25 protein-coding genes are annotated in these 24874 nt (G+C 65.9%); 12 read left to right on the top strand and 13 right to left on the bottom strand.

Annotated elements, in window-relative coordinates; translation table 11 throughout:
• Positions 1–5: 5 nt before the first annotated feature.
• Both QP997_RS05050 and QP997_RS05045 read right to left on the bottom strand, forming a co-directional pair.
• A complete protein-coding gene (locus QP997_RS05050; RefSeq protein WP_284846425.1) occupies positions 6–344 on the bottom strand; it encodes a histone-like nucleoid-structuring protein Lsr2 in 339 nt (112 codons plus the stop codon).
• 132 nt (positions 345–476) lie between these two features.
• Entirely contained in the window at positions 477–1100 is a 624-nt protein-coding gene (locus QP997_RS05045; RefSeq protein WP_070758253.1) for a DUF6474 family protein, read from the bottom strand.
• Positions 1101–1302: 202 nt separating this feature from the next.
• Here QP997_RS05045 and QP997_RS05040 point away from each other — a divergent pair, with 202 nt between their 5' ends.
• Positions 1303–2934, top strand: a complete 1632-nt coding sequence (locus QP997_RS05040) for a TM0106 family RecB-like putative nuclease (protein ID WP_284846424.1) — start codon at positions 1303–1305, stop codon at positions 2932–2934.
• Positions 2935–2973: 39 nt separating this feature from the next.
• Positions 2974–3669 (top strand): peptide-methionine (S)-S-oxide reductase MsrA, encoded by a 696-nt coding sequence (gene msrA / locus QP997_RS05035; RefSeq protein WP_284846423.1) that lies wholly within the window; start codon positions 2974–2976, stop codon positions 3667–3669.
• 166 nt (positions 3670–3835) lie between these two features.
• Here the strand turns inward: msrA and QP997_RS05030 are convergent, their stop codons facing one another.
• Together QP997_RS05030 and QP997_RS05025 are read right to left on the bottom strand one after the other, a co-directional pair.
• Positions 3836–4438 (bottom strand): superoxide dismutase, encoded by a 603-nt coding sequence (locus tag QP997_RS05030; RefSeq protein ID WP_284846422.1) that lies wholly within the window; start codon positions 4436–4438, stop codon positions 3836–3838.
• A 176-nt stretch (positions 4439–4614) separates the two neighbouring features.
• Positions 4615–5514: a patatin-like phospholipase family protein gene (locus QP997_RS05025; RefSeq protein WP_070758721.1), complete on the bottom strand. Its 900-nt coding sequence runs from the start codon at positions 5512–5514 to the stop codon at positions 4615–4617.
• A gap of 175 nt (positions 5515–5689) precedes the next feature.
• On the opposite strand from QP997_RS05025, the gene QP997_RS05020 reads away from it, so the two are divergent.
• Positions 5690–6463, top strand: coding sequence for a glycerophosphodiester phosphodiesterase (locus tag QP997_RS05020; protein ID WP_284846421.1), 774 nt, complete (start codon positions 5690–5692; stop codon positions 6461–6463).
• Between the two features lie 50 nt (positions 6464–6513).
• A complete protein-coding gene (locus QP997_RS05015) occupies positions 6514–7431 on the top strand; it encodes a DUF5926 family protein (RefSeq protein ID WP_284758430.1) in 918 nt (305 codons plus the stop codon).
• A 131-nt stretch (positions 7432–7562) separates the two neighbouring features.
• Here the strand turns inward: QP997_RS05015 and QP997_RS05010 are convergent, their stop codons facing one another.
• The 4 genes from QP997_RS05010 to nrdI form a co-directional block, all read right to left on the bottom strand.
• Positions 7563–9107: an LCP family protein gene (locus QP997_RS05010; protein WP_284846420.1), complete on the bottom strand. Its 1545-nt coding sequence runs from the start codon at positions 9105–9107 to the stop codon at positions 7563–7565.
• A 189-nt stretch (positions 9108–9296) separates the two neighbouring features.
• The gene (locus QP997_RS05005) at positions 9297–9872 is read right to left on the bottom strand and encodes an NADPH-dependent FMN reductase (RefSeq protein WP_284846419.1); all 576 of its coding nucleotides are present in this window, start codon (positions 9870–9872) and stop codon (positions 9297–9299) included.
• Between the two features lie 92 nt (positions 9873–9964).
• Positions 9965–10969 carry a class 1b ribonucleoside-diphosphate reductase subunit beta gene (gene nrdF, locus QP997_RS05000; protein ID WP_083317315.1) on the bottom strand — a complete coding sequence of 335 codons (1005 nt, stop codon included), beginning with the start codon at positions 10967–10969 and terminating at the stop codon, positions 9965–9967.
• Between the two features lie 66 nt (positions 10970–11035).
• Positions 11036–11491: a class Ib ribonucleoside-diphosphate reductase assembly flavoprotein NrdI gene (gene nrdI / locus QP997_RS04995; RefSeq protein WP_317209580.1), complete on the bottom strand. Its 456-nt coding sequence runs from the start codon at positions 11489–11491 to the stop codon at positions 11036–11038.
• 205 nt (positions 11492–11696) lie between these two features.
• Between nrdI and QP997_RS04990 the strand changes: the two genes are divergently transcribed.
• Positions 11697–11969 carry a hypothetical protein gene (locus tag QP997_RS04990; protein ID WP_012359396.1) on the top strand — a complete coding sequence of 91 codons (273 nt, stop codon included), beginning with the start codon at positions 11697–11699 and terminating at the stop codon, positions 11967–11969.
• Positions 11970–11985: 16 nt separating this feature from the next.
• Here QP997_RS04990 and QP997_RS04985 read toward each other — a convergent pair whose 3' ends face one another.
• From QP997_RS04985 to QP997_RS04975, 3 genes are read right to left on the bottom strand one after another with little or no spacing between them, the layout of a single operon-like run.
• Positions 11986–12768, bottom strand: coding sequence for a metal-dependent transcriptional regulator (locus tag QP997_RS04985; protein ID WP_070758484.1), 783 nt, complete (start codon positions 12766–12768; stop codon positions 11986–11988).
• Positions 12769–12798: 30 nt separating this feature from the next.
• Complete coding sequence (locus tag QP997_RS04980; protein WP_284846418.1) at positions 12799–13581, bottom strand: CPBP family intramembrane glutamic endopeptidase; 783 nt, start codon at positions 13579–13581, stop codon at positions 12799–12801.
• Positions 13578–14960 (bottom strand): amidase family protein, encoded by a 1383-nt coding sequence (locus QP997_RS04975; protein WP_284846417.1) that lies wholly within the window; start codon positions 14958–14960, stop codon positions 13578–13580. The genes QP997_RS04980 and QP997_RS04975 overlap by 4 nt, the downstream gene beginning before the upstream one ends.
• 62 nt (positions 14961–15022) lie before the next feature.
• On the opposite strand from QP997_RS04975, the gene pheA reads away from it, so the two are divergent.
• Positions 15023–16072, top strand: coding sequence for a prephenate dehydratase (gene pheA / locus QP997_RS04970; RefSeq protein WP_284846416.1), 1050 nt, complete (start codon positions 15023–15025; stop codon positions 16070–16072).
• A 17-nt stretch (positions 16073–16089) separates the two neighbouring features.
• Complete coding sequence (locus QP997_RS04965; protein ID WP_284846415.1) at positions 16090–16908, top strand: histidine phosphatase family protein; 819 nt, start codon at positions 16090–16092, stop codon at positions 16906–16908.
• 15 nt (positions 16909–16923) lie between these two features.
• Here QP997_RS04965 and QP997_RS04960 read toward each other — a convergent pair whose 3' ends face one another.
• Positions 16924–17274: a metallopeptidase family protein gene (locus QP997_RS04960; protein WP_015381123.1), complete on the bottom strand. Its 351-nt coding sequence runs from the start codon at positions 17272–17274 to the stop codon at positions 16924–16926.
• Between the two features lie 30 nt (positions 17275–17304).
• Complete coding sequence (locus QP997_RS04955; RefSeq protein WP_284846414.1) at positions 17305–18351, bottom strand: septum formation family protein; 1047 nt, start codon at positions 18349–18351, stop codon at positions 17305–17307.
• A 70-nt stretch (positions 18352–18421) separates the two neighbouring features.
• Between QP997_RS04955 and serS the strand changes: the two genes are divergently transcribed.
• The 5 genes from serS (at position 18422) to QP997_RS04930 (ending at position 24741) form a co-directional block, all read left to right on the top strand.
• Positions 18422–19690, top strand: coding sequence for a serine--tRNA ligase (gene serS, locus QP997_RS04950; protein WP_148811507.1), 1269 nt, complete (start codon positions 18422–18424; stop codon positions 19688–19690).
• A gap of 152 nt (positions 19691–19842) precedes the next feature.
• On the top strand, positions 19843–20751 hold the full coding sequence (locus QP997_RS04945) for a lysophospholipid acyltransferase family protein (protein ID WP_284758442.1): 909 nt from the start codon (positions 19843–19845) through the stop codon (positions 20749–20751).
• Positions 20751–21662, top strand: a complete 912-nt coding sequence (locus QP997_RS04940; protein ID WP_284846413.1) for an HAD family hydrolase — start codon at positions 20751–20753, stop codon at positions 21660–21662. The genes QP997_RS04945 and QP997_RS04940 overlap by 1 nt, the downstream gene beginning before the upstream one ends.
• Positions 21663–21741: 79 nt before the next feature.
• A complete protein-coding gene (locus QP997_RS04935) occupies positions 21742–23280 on the top strand; it encodes an FAD-binding oxidoreductase (RefSeq protein WP_502870433.1) in 1539 nt (512 codons plus the stop codon).
• Positions 23281–23406: 126 nt separating this feature from the next.
• Positions 23407–24741, top strand: a complete 1335-nt coding sequence (locus QP997_RS04930) for an SAM-dependent methyltransferase (RefSeq protein ID WP_284846430.1) — start codon at positions 23407–23409, stop codon at positions 24739–24741.
• The last annotated feature ends 133 nt before the right edge of the window (positions 24742–24874 follow it).

The raw sequence follows: 24874 nt of genomic DNA, 5'->3' as shown, positions 1-24874 counted from the left end.
GTGCTTTAGGAGTGGGCTTCGTCGTACTGATCGACAATATTCTGCGGAATGCGGCCGCGGTCGGAAACCTGAAGGCCGTTAGCCTGTGCCCATTCGCGGATAGCTCGGTTGCGCTCCGGGCTATTGGTGCTCTGCGGCGCGCGGCGGGCATTGGTGCGCTGAACGCGGCGGGCGACTGCAATATAGGGAGCGAGCGCTTCCTCGAACTTCTCCCGGTTCGCGGTCGAGACGTCCATCGAGTAGGTCACACCATCAACGGCGAACTCCACGACATTAACGTCCTCCGCGGCGAGCGGCGCGTTATCGATATCGTCAAAATACTGGGTGATCTCTTTGCGTGCCATTGTGTGCAGCAACTCCTGAATCGATGATTTAGGGATTTGAAAGAAATGCTACCCAATATTCGATTAGAAAGAAATGGCCATTAAAGAATGGCCGAAGAAAGCGGCTAATAAGTAGCCAAGATCACGTGGTTGCTAACCACGCTTGGTGGCGATCTGCGCCTCGACGAGATCGAGCTCCTTAGATACGGATTCCAGAACTCGCTTGCGCTGATCTTCGCCCATCGAGCCAGCATTATCAATAGCCTCGATCAGAACATCCATGCGGTCATTGACGTCCTTAGCGAAACCGGAAGGCACGCCCTTGTCCACGGACTTCTGGATCTGCTTAATGCGTGCGCGCTGCGGGGCGCCGTCCGCTGGGAAGGAACGCAGCGCAGACGCAGCAGCGCCGCGAGCCTGCGTGGTGACGGTGCCCTTGCCCTGCAGCTGGGTTAGCGCGCGATACACCAGCGGAACCACCACCGGGGCAGCGACGCGCGAGGCACCAATGAAGCGCAGCACGTTGCGGGAGTTGAAGCGGCCGGCCTTGAGCTGCTCGATGGACGCCTTCGCCATCTGCTCCTCGTGCTTACGGCGGTTCTTCAGCTCCTTAGCGTCGAGCTTGCGCACCTGCTTGGCGGTCTTGCGGAGGTACTTCTCCTTAGCCTTCTCCAGCTTCGCGGCCTCCTTGGCATCCACCTTGGCCCGAGTCTTTGCGGCCTTAAACGCAGCCTTGCGTTCGATACGGCGCTTCCGCAGATTCTTGAATAGACCCATGATTCTCCTCATTAATGCGATTAGTCGCGGTACACACACGCCAAGCCCTCGCCAGGCTTGGGAAAAATGGCTAACTTCCCACCACTTTAGCGAACGCGTGGCGACCCGCGGGGCAATACCGGGGTGGGGCGGATGCAGTCGTAGGCTGGCGGCTTTCCGCGCTTCGGCCGCAGGGGTGCTCCCCGGCTAAGCTAGGGCAGTTGTGAGTTACTTCTTGTCCGAGCAGGCGGGGCTCAGCCCCTCCGACGTGGTTGGGTGCCGCCACCGTGCGCTACTGCGCCGGGCGTTGGGCGGCCAGACCACCCGCCTGTACTTGGACAGCGATTGGGAGCACCTCGCCGAGCGTGTCGCGAGCCGGATTTCCGCGTGGCGCCGGCGCTCCTACGTCTTTGCCCAGTTGCCCACCGCGCCCCGGATCGGCGATAAGCTCCGCCCCACCCGCAGCGAGATCGCTGACGGCGAGAACGCGGTGGAGGAGACCCTGGAGGCGCTGGCGCGCGGGGATCGGCTGATCCTCAACCCGGCCCTCGAGCACGACGGGATCGAAGCTCATGTGGACCTGCTTGTGCGCATGGACCCCGGGGTGGCGCTCGAGACCGCGGCCTACGCGCCAGTCATCATCACCGGGCACAATGCGACCCGCCCGGCGAAGAACCGCCACCGCGCGGATTGCCGCGTCGTCTCCGTCGATGCACTCGGGTTGGGGAAGCCCGCCGCAACGACGCTGCGCCACCGCACCGTGGCCAGCGATGCCCAGCGCCTAGGGATGGCGAATATGATTCTGCTGAGCTGGGGTTTCGCCAGCTCCGACGTGGGCATCATCGGCCGCAGTTCGGGCGCGGAGCCCGATGGCTCCCGCTGCTACTTCTTCGACGCCCAGCGCTTGTACCCCGGGTTATTCGCGGCTTTCTCCGAGCCCATCCCAACAGCGCCCTCCCGGGTCAAGGAGTGCCAGACCTGCGAGTTCCACAATCATTGCCGTGCTCAGTTGCTCCAGACGCAGGACATTTCGCTGCTGCTGCCGGGGGACCGCAACCGGCCGTGGCGGGATAAGGGCATCAATACGTTGCCCGCGCTCGCTGCCGGCGGGGCGGGGGAGGCCAGCGCTCTGGCTGCGGCCTGGATGCGCGCCGAGGTGGCCATCCGACGGCCGGTGCAGCAGTGGTACCGCGGGCCGCTGGTCCTCCCGCAGGACCAGGAGCCAGTGGAGATCGACGTGGACATGGAGGCCCACCCGAGCCGTGGAACCTTCCTCTGGGGCACCTTCGACGGCCACCAATACGTGGCCTTCTCTGATTTCAGCCGGACGGGGGATGAGGGCCGCCACGTCGCAGAGATGTGGGACTGGCTCATGTGGCGCCGGGAACGCGCACACGCCGAGGGCCGGGGATTCCTGATGTGGGTCTACGCCAAACAGGGCGAGCTCTACTGGCTGCGCCACTACGCCCGGCTCTACGGTGGCCAGGAGTACGGTAGCCCCAGCGCCGACGGCGGGCAGCGCCAGGTACGGATGCCGACCCTGGCAGAGGTCAACGAATTCATCCAGTCCCCGGAGTTCGGGGACGTCTTCGAGTACGTCTCCCGCGGGCTGCTGGGGACCGGTTCGCTGGGGCTGAAGACGATCGCCCCACTGGCGGGTTTCCACTTTAGCCAGGAGGGCGTGGACGGGAAGGCGGCGGTGGACCTCTTCGAGGTGGCCGTCGCTACCGGCGGGCGCACCGCCGACATCTCCCGGCGGACCCTGGAGCGCTATAACGCGGACGACTGCGTGGCCACCCGCACCGTGCGCGGCTGGTTGCGCCGTGGCGCGCCGGGCATCAGCCTGGTGGAATAGGCAGTAAACAAGCCCCATGAGCACGAGGAGCACGCTGAAGTGGATCTTTTCGAAAGAATGAAGGCCCTCAACACGGCCGGCGCGTACCGGGCGCCGCGGGTCACCGCGGAGACGGCGCTGGCAGGCGGAAGGCACCCGGTGCTACCGGATCCGAAGCCACACGTGGTGCTCGGCACGCCGCTCACCGGTCCCTGGCGGGAGGGGCAGGCGGAGATCGTGGTCGGTATGGGCTGCTACTGGGGAGCCGAGCGCCTGTTCTGGGCTACGGAGGGTGTGGAATCCACCGCCGTGGGCTTCGCCGGCGGATATACCTCGAATCCGACCTACCGCGAAACCTGCACCGGGCGTACTGGCCACACCGAGGCCGTGCGCATCGTCTACGACCCGCAGCGGGTGAGTGCCGCCGAGCTGCTGCGGATCATGTTCGAAAACCACGACCCCACCCAGGGCGACCGGCAGGGCAATGACGTGGGCTCGCAGTACCGCAGTGCGGTGTATGCCCTGGATACGGAGCAGCTCGCCCAGGCGGAGCAGGCTATCGAGGCGTGGCAGCCGGCTTTCACTGAGCGCGGTTTTGGCCCCATCACCACGGAGGTCGCGCTGCTGGCGGATACCCCGGCTGGTGAGTTCTACCTCGCGGAGGATGAGCACCAGCAGTACCTGGCGAAGAACCCGGACGGCTACTGCAACCACGGGCCGAACGGCGTGAGCTGCCAGACGGGCGTGCTCGGCTAAGCGTTCCGGCCGCCGGGCCCAGCCCCGGCACGGAGCAAGTCCGTTGGCGAAAGCGCAGCTGGTGGCGGAACCACCAACGCAAAGAAAAACCGGGCGGGCCACGGTCTCCCGTGAACCCACCCGGTCAAAGCCCGCAGGCTTTAAGAGTTAAGCCTGTGAGTCAGACTTAGTTCTTCGCTGCAGCGAAACGCTCGGCGACGTCCTCCCAGTTGAAGACGTTCCAGACTGCCTTCACGTAGTCAGCCTTGACGTTCTTGTACTGCAGGTAGAAGGCGTGCTCCCACATGTCCAGCATCAGCAGCGGGGTCAGGTTGATGGAGGTCTGGCCCTGCTGGTCGGTCAGCTGCTGGATGACCAGCTGCTCGCCGATGTGGTCGTAACCCAGGACAGCCCAGCCGGAGCCCTGCAGGCCCAGCGCTGCGGAGGAGAACTGGTCCTTGAACTTCTCGTAGGAGCCGAAGTCGCGGTTGATAGCCTCAGCCAGCTCGCCGGTCGGCTCGCCGCCACCGTTCGGGGAGAGGTTCTTCCAGAAGATGGAGTGGTTGGTGTGGCCACCAAGGTTGAACGCAAGGTTCTTGGACAGTGCGCGGATCTGATCCGGGTTGGCGCCCTCCTCACGTGCCTTCTCCATAGCCTCGAGAGCGGCGTTAGCACCCTGCACGTAGGTGTTGTGGTGCTTGGAGTGGTGCAGCTCCATGATCTCGGCCGAGATGTGTGGCTCCAGTGCGTCGTATGCGTATGGGAGCTCAGGCAGCGTGTACTTAGCCATTGTTCAATCAGTCCTTCCGAATTCTTTTGAAAAGGTTCTAATTATTACGAACGGCCGAACCAGTACTTTTATTCCCGCCTGGCCGTTAGTAACCAATTGTGGCGAAAAACCCGGGGCCTTGCAAGGGTGAGACGTCATTAAAGAAAGAGGCAAACAGCGGTGCCACGGGAAGGGCTCTAGGAAAGGCCGAGGAATTCCTTGATGGCCGGCATCTCGCGTCGTGCCTGCTCAAGGCCCTCTTGATAGGCCAGAGAAAGCTTCACCGGATTGCGGTCCTGATTGCTGATATTCATGATTTCAGGAATAAAAAGATACGCCTTACCCTGCTTCTCCAGCTCGAAGAGGTAATCCCGAGTCTCGTTATAACGCACGTGACGGTCGGCGATGGAGTCCAGCAGCGCCGGGTACTGCCCGTGCGTACGGCGCAGCAGCCACAGCGCGCGCCCCGCCGCGGACTTCCGGTACATCCGGGTGCGGGTCATGATCACGAGGAAGCGGTCGTAACCGTCCTGCATCGCGGCGTCGATGGGGATGCCACCGGTGGGGCCGAACGCACCGTCGAACCACGGTTGCCCGTCGACCTCGGTGGCCGGCATGAAGACCGGGAGGGAAGAAGACGCGCGGGCTCGGAGCAGGAAGTCCTCCGGGCTGTGAATCGACTCCCGGCCCCAGTGCTTCGTCTCGCCCGTCAGCGCGTTGAAGCCGGAGATGCGGTACTGCACCGGTGAGCTATCGAAAATTTCCCAGTCCATGCCCATCGGCTGGCCCGGCATGCCGGCCTCGCCGTAGATATAGCCCGCGTTGAAGAAGCCATCCCCGCGCAGCCAGGCCCGCCAACCGCCGAAATTCGGGTCGGAGGGGAAGGTGGTGAAGGTCTTGCGCATCCGGTCGGTGGTGCGGGAAACGTAATTAGCCACGTGAGAGGTCGCTGCGGAATTGCCCGTGACGTGGGCGAAGTTCACATTCGATTCCAGCAAGGCCTCCACGAGCGCGGCGGAAAAGACCACGCGCATGGCTCCGCCTTCGAACACCAGCGAGGTGTCCGTGACATTCGGGGTAGGGGCTGCTTCGTGCACGTACCCAAGATTACCCGGCGGCTTCGTGGGGTCGAGAGCGCGGGTGCGGTGCGCGCGGTGGGAGGCCGAGGGCACGACGCGGTTTCAGCGTGGGGCAGGGCGCGGAACACGCGTGGAGCAAGCGCGGAACAATCGCGAGACAAAACGCGGCGCACAATCCGGTAGAAAAGGAGGCGTGCAGCACGAGGTGAAAATCATTGCCCACCGTGGTGCGTCCAAGCACCGCCCGGAACACACGATCGGCGCTTACGAGCTCGCGGCCGCCCAGGGTGCGGATGGATACGAGTGCGATATCCGGCTCACCCGCGACGGCCACGCGGTCTGCATCCACGACCGCACCGTGGACCGCGTCTCTGACGGGACGGGGGCGGTATCCCGCATGACGTTGGCGGAACTCAAGGCCCTTAATTTTGGGACGTCAACCCAGCCGGCCGGTGTGCTGGAGCTGCGAGAGTTGCTGGAATTTCTGCAGGATATGCGGCACAGCGCGGAGGCTGGCAAACCCGAACTATTCATCGAGACCAAGCACCCACATGTCCGGAGCCTGCAGGTGGAGGCGGAGATGCACCGCCAGTTGGCGGCTGCGGGGCTGGCTGGTGGGGAGGGGATCTACCTGATCAGCTTCGACAGCTGGTCGCTGTGGCGCTCCCGGCAGATCAACCCGCAGGTAGAGCGCATCCAGCTGCGCCGGAAGTACCACCCGCCCGCGCGGCCGCTGCTGCGGGGATCGGGGATCGCGAGGCACGCGGGGTGGTCGATCGAGCAGGCGATGGCGAGCCTTCGGGGCGAGGGGGGTAGTGCTCCGGCGGATTACATCTGGACGGTCGACCAGGCGGAGCAGCTGCGGTGGATCGCCCAGCGAGGGGCCCGATGGGTGGCGACAAACTGCCCCGGGGAGGCTGCGGGCTGGCTGCAAAACTCGGCCGGCGGAGGCGCGGGTCAGGCCTAGTTTTGCGGTGGGGTAGGGGCTTGTCCGCAGGGCAGGTTAGAATCAGCAGCGTGGCTAAGAAAAATAAGAAGAATCAAGACCTGCCCGAGGGCATGAGCCGCCGCCAGGCGAAGCTCGCTGCCCGTGCCGCGGAGCGCGCGAAGCTGCAGCGGGACGCCCGTCCGTACGCGGGCTTCACGATGGAGTCCGACCTCATCGCGCTGCAGGAGTTCGTACCTTCCGCCCGCGTGAAGATCGAGGTCGAGGGGATCGACTTCCCGGTGTCTCTCGTGACCGTCCTGCCGGGCGCGGTGGCGGCGATGCGCCGTGCTGCCGAAGACGGTGGCGAGGGCTTCGTCGCGCTGCAGACGCAGCGCCCGGGCGATAACCCGAACCGTGACCTCGCGTACGCGCTGAACTGGATGAAGACCGCCGAGCCGGGCGCGGCACTCGAGGTCGGCGTGGCCGATGGCAACGAGCCGGAGCTGACCGACCTGCTGGACCCGAAGGCCGACGAGGAGATCGTCGTCGAGCAGGACTTCAACTGGTGGCTGACCGAGGAGCACCAGGACAACCCGCAGGTCGCGGCGACGCTGCGCCGCGCCAACGATTCCGTCCTTCCTTCTGAGAAGGTGCGCGCGGACATCAAGGGCGCTGCCTGGTGGATTGATCCGGGCGAGCGCGCCCACATCCGTTGGGTTCGCCCGGAGGATGAGAACGAGCTGCTCAATGCGCTGGCTCGCGTCCACGCTGCTGGCGAGCTGAACCTCGGCGAGGGCTCCAAGTTCGCGGGCGTGTTCCGCACCCACGGCGTGATGGTTCCGGTGTGGGACCTCGATAACTCCTGGGAGCCGCAGGTCTGGCAGAAGGGCCTGGAGGCGCTCGATAAGAAGATCGCCGAGGCTCTGGCTAATGACTCGGGCCGCTTCACCCCGGAGGAGCAGAAGGCGAAGCAGACGATCGTGTCCCGCGAGGTCACGATTCGCTAAGCCCCTGCTGGGGCTGGGGTCGGGGAGTCCGCTGACGGGGCTCCCCGGCCCCGCTTTTTACCCATGCTGGCCCTCGCGGTGGATGCGCACCGCGGGTGCGGCGCGCTGCGGGCGCGGGGACTTAGCCTGGCTTAGCGCAGGCTGCTGAACAGCTGCTCGGCGGCGGCCTGGTCCCAGAGTAGGACGCTGCCCGCGTAGTTATCCGCGCTGCCCGAGGTCGGAACGACCTCCTGCTTCGCGCCGCGCATCTTCACCCCGAGGCGGGCGAGGTGCCACATGTGATCGCTCTTGTCCACGGTGAGGGATGAGGCGACGCCGCTGACCGTGGGGAAGAGGCGGAAGGGGTTGAAGAGCGTGCCGGGGGAGAGCATCTTCTTGCTCAGCGCGGAGAGCAGCTGACGCTGGCGGCCCGCGCGGTCCAGGTCGCCGCCCGCCGAGGCGTAGCGGGACCGCACATAGCCCAGGGCATTCGGCCCATCCAGCTCCTGGCAGCCGGCGGGCAGGTTGATGCCCGCCATCGGGTCATCGAGAGGCTCCTCGAGGCACATCTCGACCCCGCCCACGCCGTCCACGGCGTTGGCGAAGCCAGCGAAGCCGACCTCCGCGTAGTGGTCGATCCGCAGCCCCGTGGCCTCCTCGACCGTGCGCTGCAGGAGCGCGGGGCCGCCGAGGGCGAAGGCGGCATTGATCTTATTTTCCCCGTAGCCGGGGATGTTGACGAAGCTATCGCGCGGCAGGCTGATCATCGTGGCCTTCCCCACGAGCGGCAGGTGCACCAGGATGATCGAGTCCGTGCGGCCCTCCGATTCATCGAGCATGCCCGCGGAAAGCCGATCGGCGGTCTCCTGATCCAGTCCGGCGCGGGAGTCCGAGCCGACGAGCAGCCAGTTGGTGCCCGCGGTTCCGCCTACGCGGCCCTCGTAGTTCTGGAGAGCTTCCGTGCGCTGCAGCTGGGAATCCGCCCACAGCAGCGTGCCGCCGCCGATCACCAGGAATAGCGCGAGCAGGAGCATCAGGACCCGGCGGATGCCGAGGCGACGCCGTGGTGCGCGGGTCCGGCCTGTGCGTCGGGGGCGGCCACGGCCCGGCTCCATGCGCTGCGGCTGGCGGACGGGGCCGCCCCAGTCGGCGCCGCGGCCCGCCCCGCCCGCGGGCTGCGGGTATTGCCGGTGCCCCTCCGGCCGGGCGGTGGCTGGGCGCGGGGACTGCTGGTACGCGCCACGTGGCTGGGCCTCCGGGTGTGCCGGGCGGTACGCGCCTTGCTGCGGAGCTGCGGCCGGGTGCGGTGCGTAGCCCCCGCGGCTATCGTGTGGTCGCTGCGTACCGGCCGGTGGGGCCTGCCGGTAGCGCGGCGGCTCCGGTCGCTGCATCCTCTCGCGCCGTGGGGCCCTCTCTGGGCGCTGGAGCCGCTCGGCGCGCTGATTCTTTTCTGCGTGCTGGGGCCTTTCGTGGCGACCGTGTTCGGATCCCGGTGCCGGGGAACGGTGCTGGCCGGCGGCGTCGGGAATATTCGAGCGGACGTAACGCGGCGGCGCGGGCTTTTGACCTGGTCCGGGAGTGCTGGACGTCGCGTTCGACGCGGGACCAGGCGCGGGGCGACGACGCACCGGGCGGCCGAAACGGTCGGTCAGGATCCTGCCATCCCGGTCGCGGGCGTATTCATCGCGTGAGTTCATGGGGACATCTTAGCGGGAGCGTTGCCATGTGGTCACGCGCACCGCCAGCAACACTGGTAACTACAGTCCCAGCCATTCCAAGTTGAGGTGACCGCGGGCGATGGCATTGCCCGCGAAAGCCACCGTGTCGAGGAGCCCGTGGGCGACAACCAGCGGCCAGATCCGGCCAGATCCGGGCAGTGCGGCGAGTTACGCCGCAGTCTCCGACACCAGCTGCGCGAAGCGCTGCACGTAGCCTGCGACGAAATCACGGGTGGCTTCGTTATTGAAGCTTCCGTCTTCGGTGAGCAGGGTGGGGGACTGGCCAAGGAAGACTTCCGGTTGCCCCGGGGTCGGCATGTCGAAATAGGAGAGCGCGAGGCGTAGGTTCTTCTGAGAGCTATAGCCACCCATGCGTCCCACGGAGTGGCTGATGATGCCGGCTGGCTTGTTCTTCCATGCGACGTCCCCATTTGGCTTGGAGCCGATGTCTACCGCATTCTTCAGACAGGCGGGGATGGTGCGGTTGTTCTCCGGGGTGACGAAGAGGATGCCGTCGGAGTTTTTGATGATTTCTCGGAACTCGCGGTATGCCTCGGGAACGGGCAGGTCGGTGACGGCGGGGTCGTCGTAGTCGAAGTTATAGAGCGGTAGGTGGCCGATCTCCACGATCTTTACGTCCCAGCTTTTGGGGAAGAAGGTGATGGCTTGCTTCGCGATTTTTCGAGCGAAGGAGCCTGCGCGCAAGCTCCCGACCAGGACACTGACGGTGTGCTGAGAGGACATTCTTGTCTCCCTTTCTGTTCTTGGGGTGTTCTTCTTTTTCTTGGGGGCGTCGGGGCGGGGCGCGTTCTCCGCTTGGGTGGCGGATGCCGCGCCTAGAACTGCCAGTCGGCATCCTCGGTCTCCTCGGCGATGCCGATGATGTAGGAGGATCCGGAACCGGAGAAGAAATCGTGGTTCTCATCCGCGCCCGGGGTCAGCGCCGAGAGGATTTCTGGGCTGACGTTCGTTTCCGAGCCGGGATAGATTGGGGTGTAGCCCAGGTTCATCAGAGCTTTATTCGCGTTGTATTTCACGAAGCGTTCTACATCCGCCATGAGGCCGAAGGGTTCGTAGAGCTCCGTGGAGTACTCCAACTCCAGCTGGTAGAGCTCCTCAAGGAGCTCGTGCGTGAAATCGGAGAGTTCCGCCGCCCGCTCCGGGTGGCGTTCGATGCCGCGCTGGAATTTATAGCCGGAGTAGTAGCCGTGGACGGCCTTGTCTCGCAGGATGAGGCGGATCATATCCGCGGTATTACTCAGCACCCCGCGGGTGGAGAAGTGCAGCGGCAGGTAAAAGCCGGCGTAGAGCAGCACGGAGGACAGCAGCGTGGCCGAGACTTTCCGCTTCAGCGGATCCTCGCCGAAGTAGTGCACCAGCACCTTGCGGCAGCGGGTCTGCAGAACCTCGTTCTTGACCGCCCAGTCGTAGGCGTCGTTAATTGCGGGCGTGCTGGACAGGGTGGAGAAAACGCTGGAGTAGGAGCGGGCGTGGACTGCCTGCATGAAGGCGATATTGGTGTAGACGGCCTCCTCGTGTTCGGTGAGGGCATCCTGAATCTGGCTGATTTCGCCGACCGTGGCCTGCATGGTGTCCAGTAGGGTCAATCCGGTGAAGACCCGCATAGTGAGGGTTCGTTCCAGGTCAGAGAGTCTGTTCCAATCCGGCAGATCATTGGAGAGGGGTACCTTTTCAGGCAGCCAAAAGTTCGCGGTGAGTCGGAGCCAGACTTCGAGGTCTTTTTCGTCCTGCACTCGGTTCCAGTTGATGGGGCGGATAGGGGTGTGCAGGTCGGTTTTACTCTTGGGCGGGGTGATTGAGCTTTCTAGGGTTTTCTTCATTGAACTCCTTGTAGCTGGTCGGGGTGGGTTTAATCGTTTCTGTCGTTTCTGGGGGGGTTGCATGTATTAGGCGTTTTCTTTGCCCTGCTGCGCCCAGAAGGCGTCCAGTCCATTGCGAACCTTCTCGACGTCCTCGTCGGTGCCGAGGAGCTCGAAACGGTAGAGCTCCGGTACTCCGCATTTGCGGGAGATTACAGGACCAGCGATGCAGTAATGCTCCCCAAAGTTGGTATTCCCACTGGTGATTACTCCCCTGATTAGGGCACGGTTTTCTGGGATGTTGAGGAACTGGATCACCTGCTTGGGTACGGCCCCATTGAGCGCTCCGCCGCCATAGGAAGGCAGCAGAAGAACGTAGGGGGCGTTGACTCGGATCATGCCTTCGAGCCTGGGTCTCAAGGGGATGCGCAGTGCGGGGCGTTCCAGGCGTTGAATGAAGCGATGGGTGTTTTCGGAAGCGCTGGAAAAGTACAGAAGATCTGGGGTTTCTTCTTCTGCTCCAGGTGTGGACGTCGAAGTCATGGCCCCATAATACATGCCGACGTAACAAAAAGATACCACGCGACCAAGTTGTAACTACGGTGCGTCGAACTTATGCTTGTGTCGTGGAGATACCCCGTCGAAGGGGAGCACTTCGTTCAATCCTCACCCGGGGATTGCGGCACTCTGGAGTGGGGTTTCTACCGCATTTTCAGTGCCAGCACCGCCGAAAAAGAAGGTGAAACTAATGAGAGAACATCCATCTGTACAACGCCACGGTTCCTGGATTGAGAGCATCGCCGTCACAGAACTTCTTCACGACGGCAATCACGCTGAGGCCAAGGAGTTGATTGATAGCTCTGCCTCTCCCGATGAGGTGGTGGGAGATGTTCTGCATTTGTTCTCTCTCTTTTTAAGGCTGCAGAGTGGGGCTCACCCCGAGGAAGTTTCCAGCTTCTTCGAGGCCAGCATGGCTGTTGGTCCGCCACCGATCTTCGGTACCCGCCCCCGCCTGACCTAAGATCCCCGCGCGGTAGTTAGTTCCTGGTTGGGCGCAACACCCAAATTGCCCCCAGAGCGTCTTCGCCGAGGGGAAAGCTTTTTTTACCCGTCACCTGGACCAACACTGAGCCGCTAAAGGGGGCGCCCTGATCCCAGCTGACCTGCATTCCCACCCCCAGGTCCTGGGACTCAAAGAACCGCAGCAGTTCCGAGTTATCGTCGGCAATCCGCACCACCTGGCCCAGCTCGCCCGGAGCTAAGGCGGTCAACGGGGTGGCGTCCGGCATCGCGACCTGACCATCGGCGGAAGGAATCGGATCCCCGTGCGGATCGGTAGCTGGATTGCCCAGCACGTCAGCGAGGCGTTCCACCAGGAAATCGGAGACCGCGTGCTCGAGGTTCTCCGCCTCCGCGTGGACCTGATCCCAGCGGTAACCGAGCGTGTTGAACAGGAAGGTTTCCAGCAGGCGGTGGCGTCGCACCATTGTGAGAGCGACCCGGCGCCCCACGTCGGTGAGGGTAACCTCCCCGTAGGGGGCATGATCCACGAATCCCTGCTCGCGGAGCTTCTTGATTGCATCCGAGGCCGTGGACAGGCGCACCCCGACTTGGGAGGACAGGGCTTTGGCGGTCACGGGGTTCGCACTCCACTCCCGGAGATTCCAAATAGCTTTCAGATAGTCCTGGCTGCTCGTGGAGAGTGAGGCGATGATGGAGGCAAGTGCCTCCGGGTTTAGCGACTGGTTCTGAGTGAAGGGGTCAGCCTGATCAGGAAGGGGATTTTCGGCCTTCTGGCCTGCAGTATTCTCCGGGCGCATGGCCCTTAAGCCTAGCAGCCTGGTTCCCACTTAGCCGACGCCCACGAGGCCACCGCCGCCCAGGGCATAGCCCGCGAAAGCCACCGTGTCGAGGAGCCCATGGGCGATGACGAGAGGCCAGACCCGGCCGGTGCGGCGGAAATACTCGATGAAGACCAGCCCCATCACCGCATTACCCAGGCCCGCGGATAGGCCCTGATAGAGGTGGTAGCTGGCCCGCAGCAGGGCCGAGGCCGCGAAGATCGCGGGCCAGCGCACGTTCAGCTGCCGCAGCCGGGTTGCCAGCCAGGCGACGACGATCAGCTCCTCGGCCACCCCATTGGCCCAGGCGTTGAGCAGCAGGGAGGGCAGCGTCCACCAGTGCTCGCCCAACCCGGAGGGCACCACGACCTTTGAGGCGCCCAGGTGCACCGCCAGCGCATAGAACGCCAGGCCCGGCAGTCCGATGAGTGCGGCCAGCCCCGCCCCGTGGGGCCAGTCCTTGGCGCGGATCCGCAGGCGCAGGCCAGCTCGGGACGGCGGGTGCTCAGCCGACTGGGGCGGCAGGTGCCTCAGCAGGAGGAAAGCCGCCAGTCCACCCCATGCCAGGAGCACACCGGAGGTGATCAGCTGAAAAGCCGGATCCAGCCACGCCAGGTGGGACTGGGATTGGTTGAGCAGGGCCTCCTGCTCATTGAGCGGGGTGGGATCCGTGAGGGCCTCGACCAGCCGTAGCGTCGCGCGCAGACCGGAGGCGCCGAAAGTGACCGCCAGCAGGAGGGCGAGCTCGACGCGCAGGGCTCGCCGGTCGCGGGGGAGGAGCTCGGCACTCATGGCTGCCGTTGCTCGCAGGGCTCGTGGCTGTGCTCCGCTGTGCAGTCGCACCCAGCGCTGTGGTTGCCCGCGCCGGGGCGGGGCTCGTAGTTCAGGGAACCCAGGTCACCGGGCTCGGCCAGTGAAAGGCCCTCCACCGGAAGCACCGCCGCGGCGGCCTGCACCTGCTCGCCCAAAGCCAAAAGGTCTGACGCGCTCACACGGTCGCCCACCGCGCCGAGTTGCAGCGCGATCGGCCACCGGCCCGGTACCCGGGCCGGGTCCACCAGCGGCACCGTGACCGATGCCCAGCCGCAGAGGTTCCACAGCGTGCCCCACGGCGTCCAGGCCGTCTGCGCCCAGAAGTTCAGTCGCGGGCTCAGCCGCGAGAACGCGCCCGGTGCCGGGGGAGCGCACGCCAGCATCGGGGTGGCGACGACATCCAAGCCCGCTGCCGACCAACGGTGAAGCGCTGTCTGACGCATCCGGTGGATGCTGCGCTCCATTTCCACACGGCGCCAGCGGGGCACACCCGCGCCCTGCCGCTTGAGCCAGCTCGTGAGCTCCGAGAGTGGCTCTGGCAGCTCCGCGCAGCGGGTGGAGAGCACGGTCGCGAAAAGTTCGAAATTCGCCGGGTCATAGGGCTGCGGTGCCTGGCGGACCTCCGCCACCGATTCCCCGTTGGTTAACAGCGCAGTGGCCCCTGCGGTGGCTGCGGCGATCGCGGGATCCACCCGGGAGTGGTGGTGGAAAGGCTGATTCGTATAGCCCACCCGTAGGCCCCACGGCTGGGTGCGGGGCAGCTGATAGGCCTTGCGCGTGTTCGCGAAGGAGTCCGCAAGGTAGCCGTGGGCGGAAGGATTGAATCCACCCACTGAGGTATCGTGCGCCGGCTTGAGCCCCACCAGCCCACAGCAGGCCGCTGGCACCCGGATGGAGCCACCCCCGTCCGTCGCGTGCGCGATCCGCGCCACCCCGTGGCCCACCGCCGCCGCAGCCCCGCCCGAGGATCCACCAGTCATCATCGACGGGCTAATTGGGTTGACCGGGGCCTCCTGCCCGACGGGCTCGGTATAGGCGCTGGTGCCGTACTCCGCGCTCGCGCTCGCCCCAACCAGACGTGCACCCGTCGCGAGCAGGTTCTCCACCGCGGTATCGCTGTGGTTGGCGCGGAAGCCCTGACGCGCGTTGCCCATCGTCACCCACTCGCCCGCGACCTGCTGGGTGTCCTTGACCAGCAGCTCCTCCCCGTTGAGGTGGGAGGCGCTACGCGCTTCATCGACGTGCGGCCGGTCATAGACCCGCGCCACCCCCAGCTGCGCGGGCGAAAGTCCGGTCTGCTGGCTCACTGCCGCGAGCCGCTGGGCGAAAGTATCGGGGGTGGGGCTGAGCTGTGTCACACCGGCTAGGTTACCCGCCGGCCCCGCCCACCCCCGTGATGTAGCCCACTAGTATCGGGGCCATGAGCAACACTCCCACCATCGCTTTCCTGGGCCCGCGGGGCACGTTCACCGAGCAAGCTGCGCTCGAGTTCCTGCGCGCAGGCCAGGTGCCCGGCGTGCCCGCCAGCTCGGTCGGCACCGACCCCGAGAGCGCCGCCACACTGGAGCCTCGCACCAGCCCGGCCGAGGCGCTCGGTGCGCTACGTGAAGGCCGGGCCGACTACGCCGTCATCGCGCTGGAGAGCTCCGTGGATGGCCCCGTCGCCCAGGCCGAGGACGCCCTGGTCACCGGCGACCGCGTGCAGATCCTCGCCGAGCTGCTGGTTCCGATCCGCTTCGCGATCGGCGTGCGCGCCGGGGAGGCTGAGCGCTTCCGCAGTGCCGCCAGCGCCGAAGAGGGCGGGGCGGCCCCCGTGTTCAGCACCCACCCCGTTGCCGAGGCTCAGGTGCGCGAATGGGTGTCCGAGAACCTGCCTGAGGTGCAGTTCAGCCCGGCGCCCTCCAACGCCGCCGCGGCACAGGCCGTCGCCGAGGGGCGTGCCGATATCTGCGCGGCCCCGCTGCGCGCCCTCGAGATCTATGGGCTGGAAGCGATCGCCACGGACGTCGCCGACGTCGCCGAGGCCTTCACCCGCTTCGCCCTGGTCTCCCGCCCCGTCCCGCCCGCACCGCGGACCGGCCACGACCGCACCGGAGTGGCCTTCACCGCCCAGCACGACCGCCCCGGCAGCCTGATCTACGCCCTGCAGCAACTCTCCCTGCGCGGGGTGAACCTCACCCGAATCAGCTCCCGGCCCACCCGCGAGCTGCTGGGCACCTACGTATTCCACATCGAGATGATCGGCCATATCGAGGACTCCGCCGTCGCCGCTGCCCTGCAGGGGCTGCAGCGGGAGAGCTCCTGGATCCGCTACCTCGGCTCCTGGCCACTGGCCACCGCCCCGCGCGGCGTGGACGAGGAACACCTGGTGGAGATCCTCGGCAACGTCGCTGCCGAAACCCCGGACGACGGCCCCTCCGAGCGGTGGCTGGCCGATATGATGAATCCCGCAGAAGACCACCGGGCTTGAGAGAGGGAAGCGAGAACATGACCCGCTTGTTTCTGGTCCGCCACGGCCAGACCACGTCCAATGAAATCCACGCGCTAGATACCGCCCTGCCAGGCGCAAGCCTCACCACGCTCGGCCGGGAGCAGGCCGGCGCCGCGGGCCGCTACCTGCGCAACGCCAGCGACCGCGTGCACGTCCTTTCCTCTCAGGCCGCACGTGCCCAACAGACCGCAGCAGGCCTGGCCACGGCCTTCGCCGCCGAGGGTGGGACCATCGCCGCGGCCGCGCCGGGCAGCAGCTTCGCCGAGGGCTTCCAGCGTTTCCGGGGCCGCGAACTCGCCGGGCTGGCCGACACCGCCGCCGTCGAGCTGGCGGGCGAGCACGCGGGCTCCCTGGCCTCCGTCTTCGGTGTGGCCGAGATCCCGGCCGGGGACATGGAGATGAAGAACGACGAGGACTCGCACGAGCTCTATCACCGACTGCTCGGGGACTGGCTGCATGGTCGGATCGACAAGGTCGTCCCCGGTGGTTCCTCCGGCGCCGAGGTGCTGACCAGCTACCTGCCGCAGGCCCTCGCCGTCGTCGCAGCGGCGCAGGCCGAAGACGCGGACGCCGTCCTGGTCAGCCACGGCGCCGTGATCCGCCTCGTCGCCACCTGGCTGGGCGCGGTCGATCCGGAGTTCGCTTATCGCGCGTACCTGCCGAATGGGCAGGTGGTCTCCATCGCTCTGCCGGAGGACTTCGGCGAGCTGCTGGAGCAGGTCGCGGAGGCTGTGGACGAGCAGTTCCGGGACGGGGTGCGCGGCCGCTTCCGCGTCACCGAGTGGGGCCCGTTCGGCGTCCCGGAGCTGGCCTAAACCCAGCTAAACCCGCTAGCCCCAGCCGAGCTCGTGGAGCCGGTCGTCGTCGATGCCGAAGTGGTGGCCGAGCTCGTGGATGACGGTGATCGCGACCTGCTCGACGAGCTCCTCCCGGGTATCGACGACATCCTGCAGCGCCAGCCGGTAGATCGTGATTTTGTCCGGCAGTGCGCTGGTGTATTCGCTGGTCCGCTCGGTGAGCGCGACCCCCTCGTAGAGGCCCAGGATGCTGGGGGAGTCGAGGTTATAGTCCTCGGTGACGATCGCGACGTTATCGACGTTGTCCAGTAGTTCCCGTGGGATGCGGCGCAGCCCCTGGTCGACGAGTTCCTCGAACTCCTCTTCGCTGACCTCGATGCTCAATGCTCAATCACCTTCGCTCGTGGTTCGCGCTTAAGGAGCCGGGTTGCCCTCGGCATTAGCGTCCTCCGGGGCCGGGGCCGGCGCCTCGCTGCGCTTCGGTAGACGCTTCGGCGGGGTCTTCGGCGGCTTGCCGTTGACCGTGAACTGCTGCCGGACGTCGCCCTTCAGCGTGGCGAAGCCATCGCCCTCCGTCGCGATCAGCGCGCAGTTCGCCTGGCGGGAGCCGGTGACCCAGGACTCCTCCGGCTGGGTGGTCCAGAACGGGGTCAGCGTGGATTGGTAGAGGTTCTCCTCGCCGCCCATGTAGTTCTCCGCCTGCTCGGTGCAGATCTTGTTCAGGGCGTCGTTTTGGCGCTTGATGTCGGGCCACTCGTCGCCGTTGAAGATCTTGCCCAGGTCCACCTGGTGGGTGACCTGCCAGGTGTGGTCCTCGCTGCACGGCACCACGCGGGTGGAGCGGCCCTGCACCTGCACGCAGGTATCCGGCTCGTAGACGCGCGACTGGTCCTGCTCGGCGGCCAGCCCGGTGGTTTCGACGGACTTACCCTCGGCGTCCTGCACCATCACGCCGCACAGCATGGTGCGGTCGCCCTCCGCCCAGGAGGACTCCGGCGGCAGGATCGGGGAGATGGTGTAGCGCCCGTTCGGGTCCAGCTTGCCCTCCAGGTAGCGCATGGTGGGGCCGACGCAGAGCTCCTGGCTGAGCTCGGCCTGGCGCTTCACATCAGGCAGCGCGCCCTTCGCGCCGAATTCGCTGGAGGGGTAGGTGCGCAGGTCCTCGCGGGCGGAGACCTCGAAGCGGTGCGGCTTCTTGCAGTCAACGGTGAGGAAGTCGGTGTTCTGTCCGCTCGGGGTGCGGGTCCAGTTGACGCACTGGCCGGTGTCCGCGTTGGTAAACGCGGCGACGCGAACCTCGGGGGCCTCGGCCTCGTTGGCTGGTGGCGCGATGGTCGGTCCGGCGTTGCTGTCGGCGGCGTAAGTGTAGGCGCCGGCGGCGACGCCACCGCACAGTGCTGCCAGGGTCATGACTGTCACGCTGCGCATCCGGCGAGTCCAGGTGGCGTGACTAATACTCATGTTTCACTTTCTTCGGCGACGGCGGTGCGGGAGGAAACTTTATCCCACCACTATAGCTAAGCTAGGAGCCATGATTGATCTCAAGCTCCTGCGCGAAAATCCAGACCTCGTTCGTGAATCTCAGCGTACCCGTGGGGAGGACCCAGCACTGGTTGACCAGCTGCTGGAGGCCGACCGCCAGCGCCGCGAGGCGATTTCCGCGGCCGATCAGGCCCGCGCGGAGCAGAAGGCGTTCTCCAAGGCGATGGGCCAGAAGATGGCCGCCGCCTCCGATGAGGAGAAGGCCCAGCTGCGCGAGGAAGGCAAGCAGAAGGCCCAGGCTGTCAAGGACCTGGAGGCCACCCAGGGCGACGCGGAGCAGGCGCTTTACGACCTGCAGATGCAGATCTCGAACGTCGTCGAGGGCGCGCCCGCCGGTGGCGAGGAGGACTTCGTGGTCCTCGAGCACGTCGGCGAGCCGACCACCTTCGACTTCGAGCCGAAGGATCACCTGGAGCTCGGCGAGTCCCTCGGCTTGATCGACATGAAGCGCGGCACGAAGGTCTCCGGTTCCCGTTTCTACTTCCTCACCGGCGACGGTGCGCTGCTGCAGCTCGGCATGATGCAGCTGGCCGCCCGCAAGGCCACCGAGAAGGGATTCCAGCTGATGATCCCGCCGGTGCTTGTGCGCCCCGAGGTCATGGGCGGCACCGGTTTCCTGGGCGCCCACGCGGATGAGGTCTACCGCCTGGAGGAGGACGACCTGTACCTCGTCGGCACCTCCGAGGTCGCCCTGGCCGGTTACCACTCCGATGAGATCATCGACCTGGACGAACCGAAGCGCTACGCCGGCTGGTCCTCCTGCTTCCGCCGCGAGGCCGGTTCCTATGGCAAGGACACCCGCGGCATCATCCGCGTGCACCAGTTCGACAAGCTCGAGATGTTCGTTTACTGCCGCCCGGAGCAGGCCACCGAGATCCACCAGGAACTGCTGCAGCTGGAGAAGGATATGCTCGCGGCGATCGACGTCCCGTACCGCGTGATCGACACCGCCGGCGGCGACCTGGGCTCCTCGGCTGCCCGCAAGTTCGACACCGAGGCCTGGGTCCCGACGCAGAACACCTACCGCGAGCTGACTTCCACCTCGAACTGCACGACCTTCCAGGCCCGCCGCCTGCAGACCCGCTACCGGGACGCCGACGGCAAGACGCAGGTCGCCGCAACCCTGAACGGCACCCTGGCGACCACCCGCTGGCTCGTCGCCATCCTGGAGAACCACCAGCAGGCCGACGGCTCCGTCGTCGTCCCGGAGGCGCTGCGTCCGTTCGTGGGCAAGGATGTCCTGACCCCGAAGAACTAGGCCGCCAGGCCCTGGCCCTGTCACCCAAGGGTTGTGTAGTTCAAGGGCCCGGAACCACGGCGCCCCGCACGACTGACTCGCACCACTTGAACCCCACCACTACAGCCCCGTCCTCCTGCGGCGGGGCTCCCACATAGCAGAGGATCACGACCATGGCTAAGCTCCCGGCACTCCTATCCCGCGTGGGATCCATCTTCTCCATTGATCGGTGGACCGACTCGGCCTTCACCCTGACCAGCAAGGGGGTGGAGACCCCGAAGCACCCGGAATCCCAGGAGCTCGTGTACGGCCGGATCATCATTCGGGCGGCGAAGCTGCTGATGCGCTACATCCAGCGCCTCGAGGTGGTGGTGATGCACCATGAGCGGATCCCCGCTGAGGGCGGGGCGCTGCTCGCGGTGAACCACACCGGCTACTGGGACTTCGTCTACGGTGGCATCCCCGCCCACTTCCGCGGCGAGCGCCTGGTGCGCTTCATGGCGAAGAAGGAGATCTGGGATAACAAGTTCGCTAAGCCGCCGATGGAGGCGTGCCGCCACATTCCGGTGGATCGTGCAGACGGCCAGGCTTCCGTCAACGAGGCCATCGAGCGGCTGAAGGTCGGCGAGCTGGTGGGGATCTTCCCAGAGGCGACGATCTCCCGCTCCTTCGAGGTCAAGGAGCTGCGCCAGGGGGCGGCAATCATCTCCCGCGACTCCGGTGCCCCGCTGATCCCCATGGCCATCTGGGGCTCCCAGCGGATCTGGACCAAGGGCGGCAAGAATAACCTCCGACCCAAGAACGCCAAGCTGGTCATCAGCGTCGGCGAGCCGGTGGAGGTTACCGAGGACTCCATCGAGACCACCGAGCGGCTCCACGAGGCCATGAAGGCTCAGCTGGACGAGGCCCAGCAGGAGTACGTGCGCCGCTACGGCCCCATGCCGAAGGGCGAGGCCTGGGTCCCGGCCCGCTTTGGCGGCACCGCCCCCACCCTGGAGGAGGCCACCGCCCAGGACCGTGCCGACCAGGCGGAACGCAAGCGCAAGCGCGAGCAGCAGGCTCAGCAGGGCCGGAAGAACTAATGAGCCAGCCGCGGCTGATCGTCAGCGACATCGACGGCACCCTGCTCAACAGCAAGGAACGCGTCTCCCCGCGGCTGCGGGACGCCGTCCGCCGGCTCACCGCCAGCGGGACGATCTTCACCCTGGCCTCCGGCCGGCCCGCCCGCTGGATGCTGCCGGTGCTGGAACAGCTCCCGATCCGCCCGCTGTGCATCTGCGCCAATGGTGCAGTGACCTATGATTCCGCCCGCGACGAGATCATCCGCGCGAAAACCCTCTCGCCCGAGGACATGCGCAGCATCGTCGAGACCTCCCTGGAGCACACCCGACACCTGCCGACCCACCTGCCGGAGTACCTCTTCGGCCGTCAGTCTGCCCCGCAGACCCCCACTGGCCCCGGCGTGGGCTTCGGGGTGGAGCGCGCCGGTGCCAGCGCCTTTGACCGCGCCGAGGAGCTCTACGTGGTGGAGCCGGACTTCACCCACGCCTGGGAGTCCGACGAACACCTCATCTGCCCCGTGGACGAGGTCATCTCCCAGCCAGCCGTGAAGTTGTTGGGCCGCAACCCGAATGTCACCTCCCGCCAGATCTACGACGCCCTTGCCGACCACATCGACCCCGAGCTGACCCACATGTCCTACAGCTGGGGCGGTGGGCTGGTGGAGTTCTCCGCGCCGGGCGTGACCAAGCGCAGCGCCATCGAGGAGCTGATAGCGCACCTCAACGAACAGGCGGCACCTGGGACGGAACCGATCCGCCGGGAGGACGTCGTCGTCTTCGGGGACATGCCCAATGACCTGGAAATGATCGAGTGGGCGGGGTTCGGGGTCGCGATGGGCAACGCGGAGGACCAGGTCAAGGCCGCTGCGGATGTGGTTACCACCAGCAACGACGACGACGGGGTCGCCGAGGTTCTGCAGCGCTGGCTCTAGGCCTCCGGTCCTTCCTTTAAGGGGCTCGTCCCACCCGCCACCACGGCGTGAAAAGACACGCGTGGTTATGGTGGGAGATATGACTGTCTTGGGTGCGCTGAAGAATATTGCCGTGGAGACCGTCGGGAAAACCACCGATGCGTTACGTATCGGCAACGGCCTCGATGCGCGCGAACTGCAACCGGTTGGCTGGTTCGCGCACGAGCAAGCGGTGGAGACACTGCGAGCCAGCTACGCGGCCATCCCGCCAGGGGAGAACGTCCGCCTGGCGAAGAAAACCTCCAACCTCTTCCGCGGCCGCAACCAATCGACCACGCCGGGCCTGGACGTCTCCGGCCTGAGCGGTGTGATCGCCGTCGACCCGGTGGCAGGAACCGCGGACGTGCAGGGGATGTGCACCTACGAGGACCTGGTGGATACCGTCCTGCCCTACGGTTACAGCCCGACTGTTGTCCCGCAGCTGAAAACGATCACCCTGGGCGGAGCAGTCACCGGGCTGGGCGTGGAGTCCGCGTGCTTCCGCAACGGGCTGCCACACGAGGCCCTGATCGAGATGGACGTCCTTACCGGCACCGGTGAGGTGGTGACCTGCTCGCCGACGCAGAACGTCGACCTCTTCCGGGGTTTCCCGAACTCCTACGGCTCCCTGGGCTACGCGGTGCGGCTGAAGATCGAGCTGGAGAAGGTCAAGGATTTCGTGGAGCTGCGACACGTCCGTTTCCACGACGTCCACGCGCTCACCGAGACGATGGAGCAGATCGTCGAGACGGGGGAGTACGAGGGCGAGGCGGTGGACTACCTGGACGGCGCGGTGTTCAGCCTGGAGGAGTGCTACCTCATGCTCGGTCGGCAGACCGACGAACCCGGGCCGACCAGCGATTACACCCGCGACCGGATCTACTACCGCTCCATCCAGCACCCGGAGGGCGTGCTGCGCGACCGGCTGAGCATCCGCGACTACCTGTGGCGCTGGGACGTGGACTGGTTCTGGGCCAGCCGCGCCTTCGGCACCCAGAACCCGACGATCCGCCGCATGTGGCCCCGCGACCTGCTGCGCTCCAGCTTCTACTGGAAGATCATCGGCTGGGACCGCAAATACGACCTCGCCGACCGCATCGAGGCCGCCAATAACCGACCCGCCCGCGAGCGCGTGGTCCAGGACATCGAGGTCACCCCGGAGCACCTGCCCGAGTTCCTCGAGTGGTTCTTCCATTCCTGCGAGATCGAGCCCGTGTGGCTCTGCCCGATCCGCATTCGGGGCACCGGCGCGGACGGCACCGAGCTGGTTGGGGAGGGCGAGACCCTGGGCGCGGACAAGGAACACCCGTGGCCGCTCTACCCGCTGACGGTGGGGCAGACCTGGGTCAACGTCGGCTTCTGGTCCTCCGTCCCCGTCGACTTACTGGGCAAGGACGCCCCCGCCGGCGCGTTCAACAAGCTCGTCGAGGAGAAGGTCAGTGCCCTGGGCGGGCACAAGTCTCTCTACTCCGAAGCTTTCTACGACCGGGAGACCTTCGAGCAGCTCTACGGCGGCAGCTTCCCGGCCCAGCTCAAGGAAGTCTACGACCCGCAGGGGCGCTTCCCCGGGCTGTACGAAAAGACCGTGGACTGGGCTTAGCGGGACACCTGAGATAGCGCCCAGCCAGGGCAGGCTCGGGCGCGTTGACGTCGAAAAATTAAAGGGACAACAGAAAACAGCGAAGAAGGAAAGGCAAGAGAGAACATGAATTCGGGTTTCACTCCAATGACGGTGGCGGAGATCGTGGAGGCAATCACCACCCCGCCGCTGCCTTTCCACGTCACCGGCTTCGACGGTTCCGAGACCGGGCCGGCGGATGCGCGGCTCCGGTTGGATATCACCAGCTCCGATGCGCTGGCATATATCGTCACCGCGCCCGGCGATCTGGGGCTCGCGCGGGCCTATATCACCGGCGCACTGCAGGTGAGCGGCGAGAACCCCGGCCACCCTTATGGCATGTTCGACGCCCTGCAGACCTTCTACTACGAGTCCTTCCGCAAGCCATCGGCTGCCACCGGGGCGCGCATCGCTCGCTCCCTGAAGCACCTGGAGGCGATCCGGCCAATGCCGATCCCGCCGCAGGAGGACCAGCCGGGGTGGAAGAAGGCCCTGTTCGAGGGGCTCTCCCGGCACTCCCGCCAGCGGGATAAGGAGGTCGTGCAGCGCCACTACGACGTGGGCAATGACCTCTACGAGCTCTTCCTTGGCGACTCCATGACCTATACCTGCGCCTACTACCCGGCTGATGAGTCGGATACCCCGGAGGGCTGGGATAAGAGCGTGTGGCCGACGGGCACGGCCGCGAAGGCACCACTCGACCGGGCACAGGACAATAAGTACCGCCTGGTCTTCGACAAGCTGCGGCTTTCCGAGGGCGACCGACTGCTGGACGTCGGCTGCGGCTGGGGCGGGATGGTGCGCTACGCCGCCGCCCGTGGGGTGAAGGCCATCGGCGTGACGCTGTCAGAAGAGCAGGTCGCGTGGGGCAATGAGAAGATCCGCGAGCAAGGCTTGGAGGAGTTCGCGGAGATCCGGCTGATGGACTACCGCGACGTCCCCGAGACCGGCTTCGACGCCATCTCCGCGATCGGCGTGCTCGAGCACGTGGGGCGTCGCCAGTACGAGGAGTTCTTCCAGCTGATGTACGGTCGGCTGCGCGAGGGGGGTCGGATGCTGAACCACTGCATCACCCGCCCCACCAACGAGCGCATCAACGCCGGGAAGTTCATCGGCCGCTATATCTTCCCCGACGGCGAGCTCACCGGCTCCGGCACGATCGTGACCCGCATGCAGGACGTGGGCTTCGACGTGCACCACGAGGAGAACCTGCGCTTCCACTACCAGCGCACCCTGCACGATTGGTGCGAGCTGCTCGCCGAGAACTGGGAGGAGGCGGTGGCCGTCGTGGGTGAGGCCACCGCCCGGCTGTTCGGCCTGTACATGGCCGGTTCCGAGTGGGGTTTCGAGCACAATATCGTGCAGCTGCACCAGGTGCTGGCCGTGAAACCCTACGCGGATGGTTCCACCGGCATGCCAGTTCGCCAGTGGTGGAAAAGCTAGCGGGTTTTGCTCGGCTATGCGCCGTCGACCGCCAGCACGTACTCGGCGAATCCGGGCGCGGTGAACTCGAGGCTGGGTTGATACCTCTTGATACATTGCCGATGTATCAAGAGGTATCAAATGGCGCTGCTAC

The organism is Corynebacterium sp. MSK039 (assembly GCF_030232315.1).
Lineage (GTDB): Bacteria > Actinomycetota > Actinomycetes > Mycobacteriales > Mycobacteriaceae > Corynebacterium.
This window is presented reverse-complemented; position numbering and strand designations above follow the sequence as displayed.

Excerpts from the sequence above, each read along its gene's own strand:
- QP997_RS05050 (WP_284846425.1), bottom strand. The coding sequence starts at position 344 with ATGGCACGCAAAGAGATCACCCAGTATTTTGACGATATCGATAACGCG.
- QP997_RS05045 (WP_070758253.1), bottom strand. The coding sequence starts at position 1,100 with ATGGGTCTATTCAAGAATCTGCGGAAGCGCCGTATCGAACGCAAGGCT.
- QP997_RS05030 (WP_284846422.1), bottom strand. The coding sequence starts at position 4,438 with ATGGCTAAGTACACGCTGCCTGAGCTCCCATACGCATACGACGCACTG.
- QP997_RS05010 (WP_284846420.1), bottom strand. The coding sequence starts at position 9,107 with ATGAACTCACGCGATGAATACGCCCGCGACCGGGATGGCAGGATCCTG.
- QP997_RS05005 (WP_284846419.1), bottom strand. The coding sequence starts at position 9,872 with ATGTCCTCTCAGCACACCGTCAGTGTCCTGGTCGGGAGCTTGCGCGCA.
- nrdF (WP_083317315.1), bottom strand. The coding sequence starts at position 10,969 with ATGAAGAAAACCCTAGAAAGCTCAATCACCCCGCCCAAGAGTAAAACC.
- nrdI (WP_317209580.1), bottom strand. The coding sequence starts at position 11,491 with ATGACTTCGACGTCCACACCTGGAGCAGAAGAAGAAACCCCAGATCTT.
- QP997_RS04990 (WP_012359396.1), top strand. The coding sequence starts at position 11,697 with ATGAGAGAACATCCATCTGTACAACGCCACGGTTCCTGGATTGAGAGC.
- QP997_RS04985 (WP_070758484.1), bottom strand. The coding sequence starts at position 12,768 with ATGCGCCCGGAGAATACTGCAGGCCAGAAGGCCGAAAATCCCCTTCCT.
- QP997_RS04980 (WP_284846418.1), bottom strand. The coding sequence starts at position 13,581 with ATGAGTGCCGAGCTCCTCCCCCGCGACCGGCGAGCCCTGCGCGTCGAG.
- pheA (WP_284846416.1), top strand. The coding sequence starts at position 15,023 with ATGAGCAACACTCCCACCATCGCTTTCCTGGGCCCGCGGGGCACGTTC.
- QP997_RS04965 (WP_284846415.1), top strand. The coding sequence starts at position 16,090 with ATGACCCGCTTGTTTCTGGTCCGCCACGGCCAGACCACGTCCAATGAA.
- QP997_RS04955 (WP_284846414.1), bottom strand. The coding sequence starts at position 18,351 with ATGAGTATTAGTCACGCCACCTGGACTCGCCGGATGCGCAGCGTGACA.
- serS (WP_148811507.1), top strand. The coding sequence starts at position 18,422 with ATGATTGATCTCAAGCTCCTGCGCGAAAATCCAGACCTCGTTCGTGAA.
- QP997_RS04945 (WP_284758442.1), top strand. The coding sequence starts at position 19,843 with ATGGCTAAGCTCCCGGCACTCCTATCCCGCGTGGGATCCATCTTCTCC.
- QP997_RS04940 (WP_284846413.1), top strand. The coding sequence starts at position 20,751 with ATGAGCCAGCCGCGGCTGATCGTCAGCGACATCGACGGCACCCTGCTC.
- QP997_RS04935 (WP_502870433.1), top strand. The coding sequence starts at position 21,742 with ATGACTGTCTTGGGTGCGCTGAAGAATATTGCCGTGGAGACCGTCGGG.
- QP997_RS04930 (WP_284846430.1), top strand. The coding sequence starts at position 23,407 with ATGACGGTGGCGGAGATCGTGGAGGCAATCACCACCCCGCCGCTGCCT.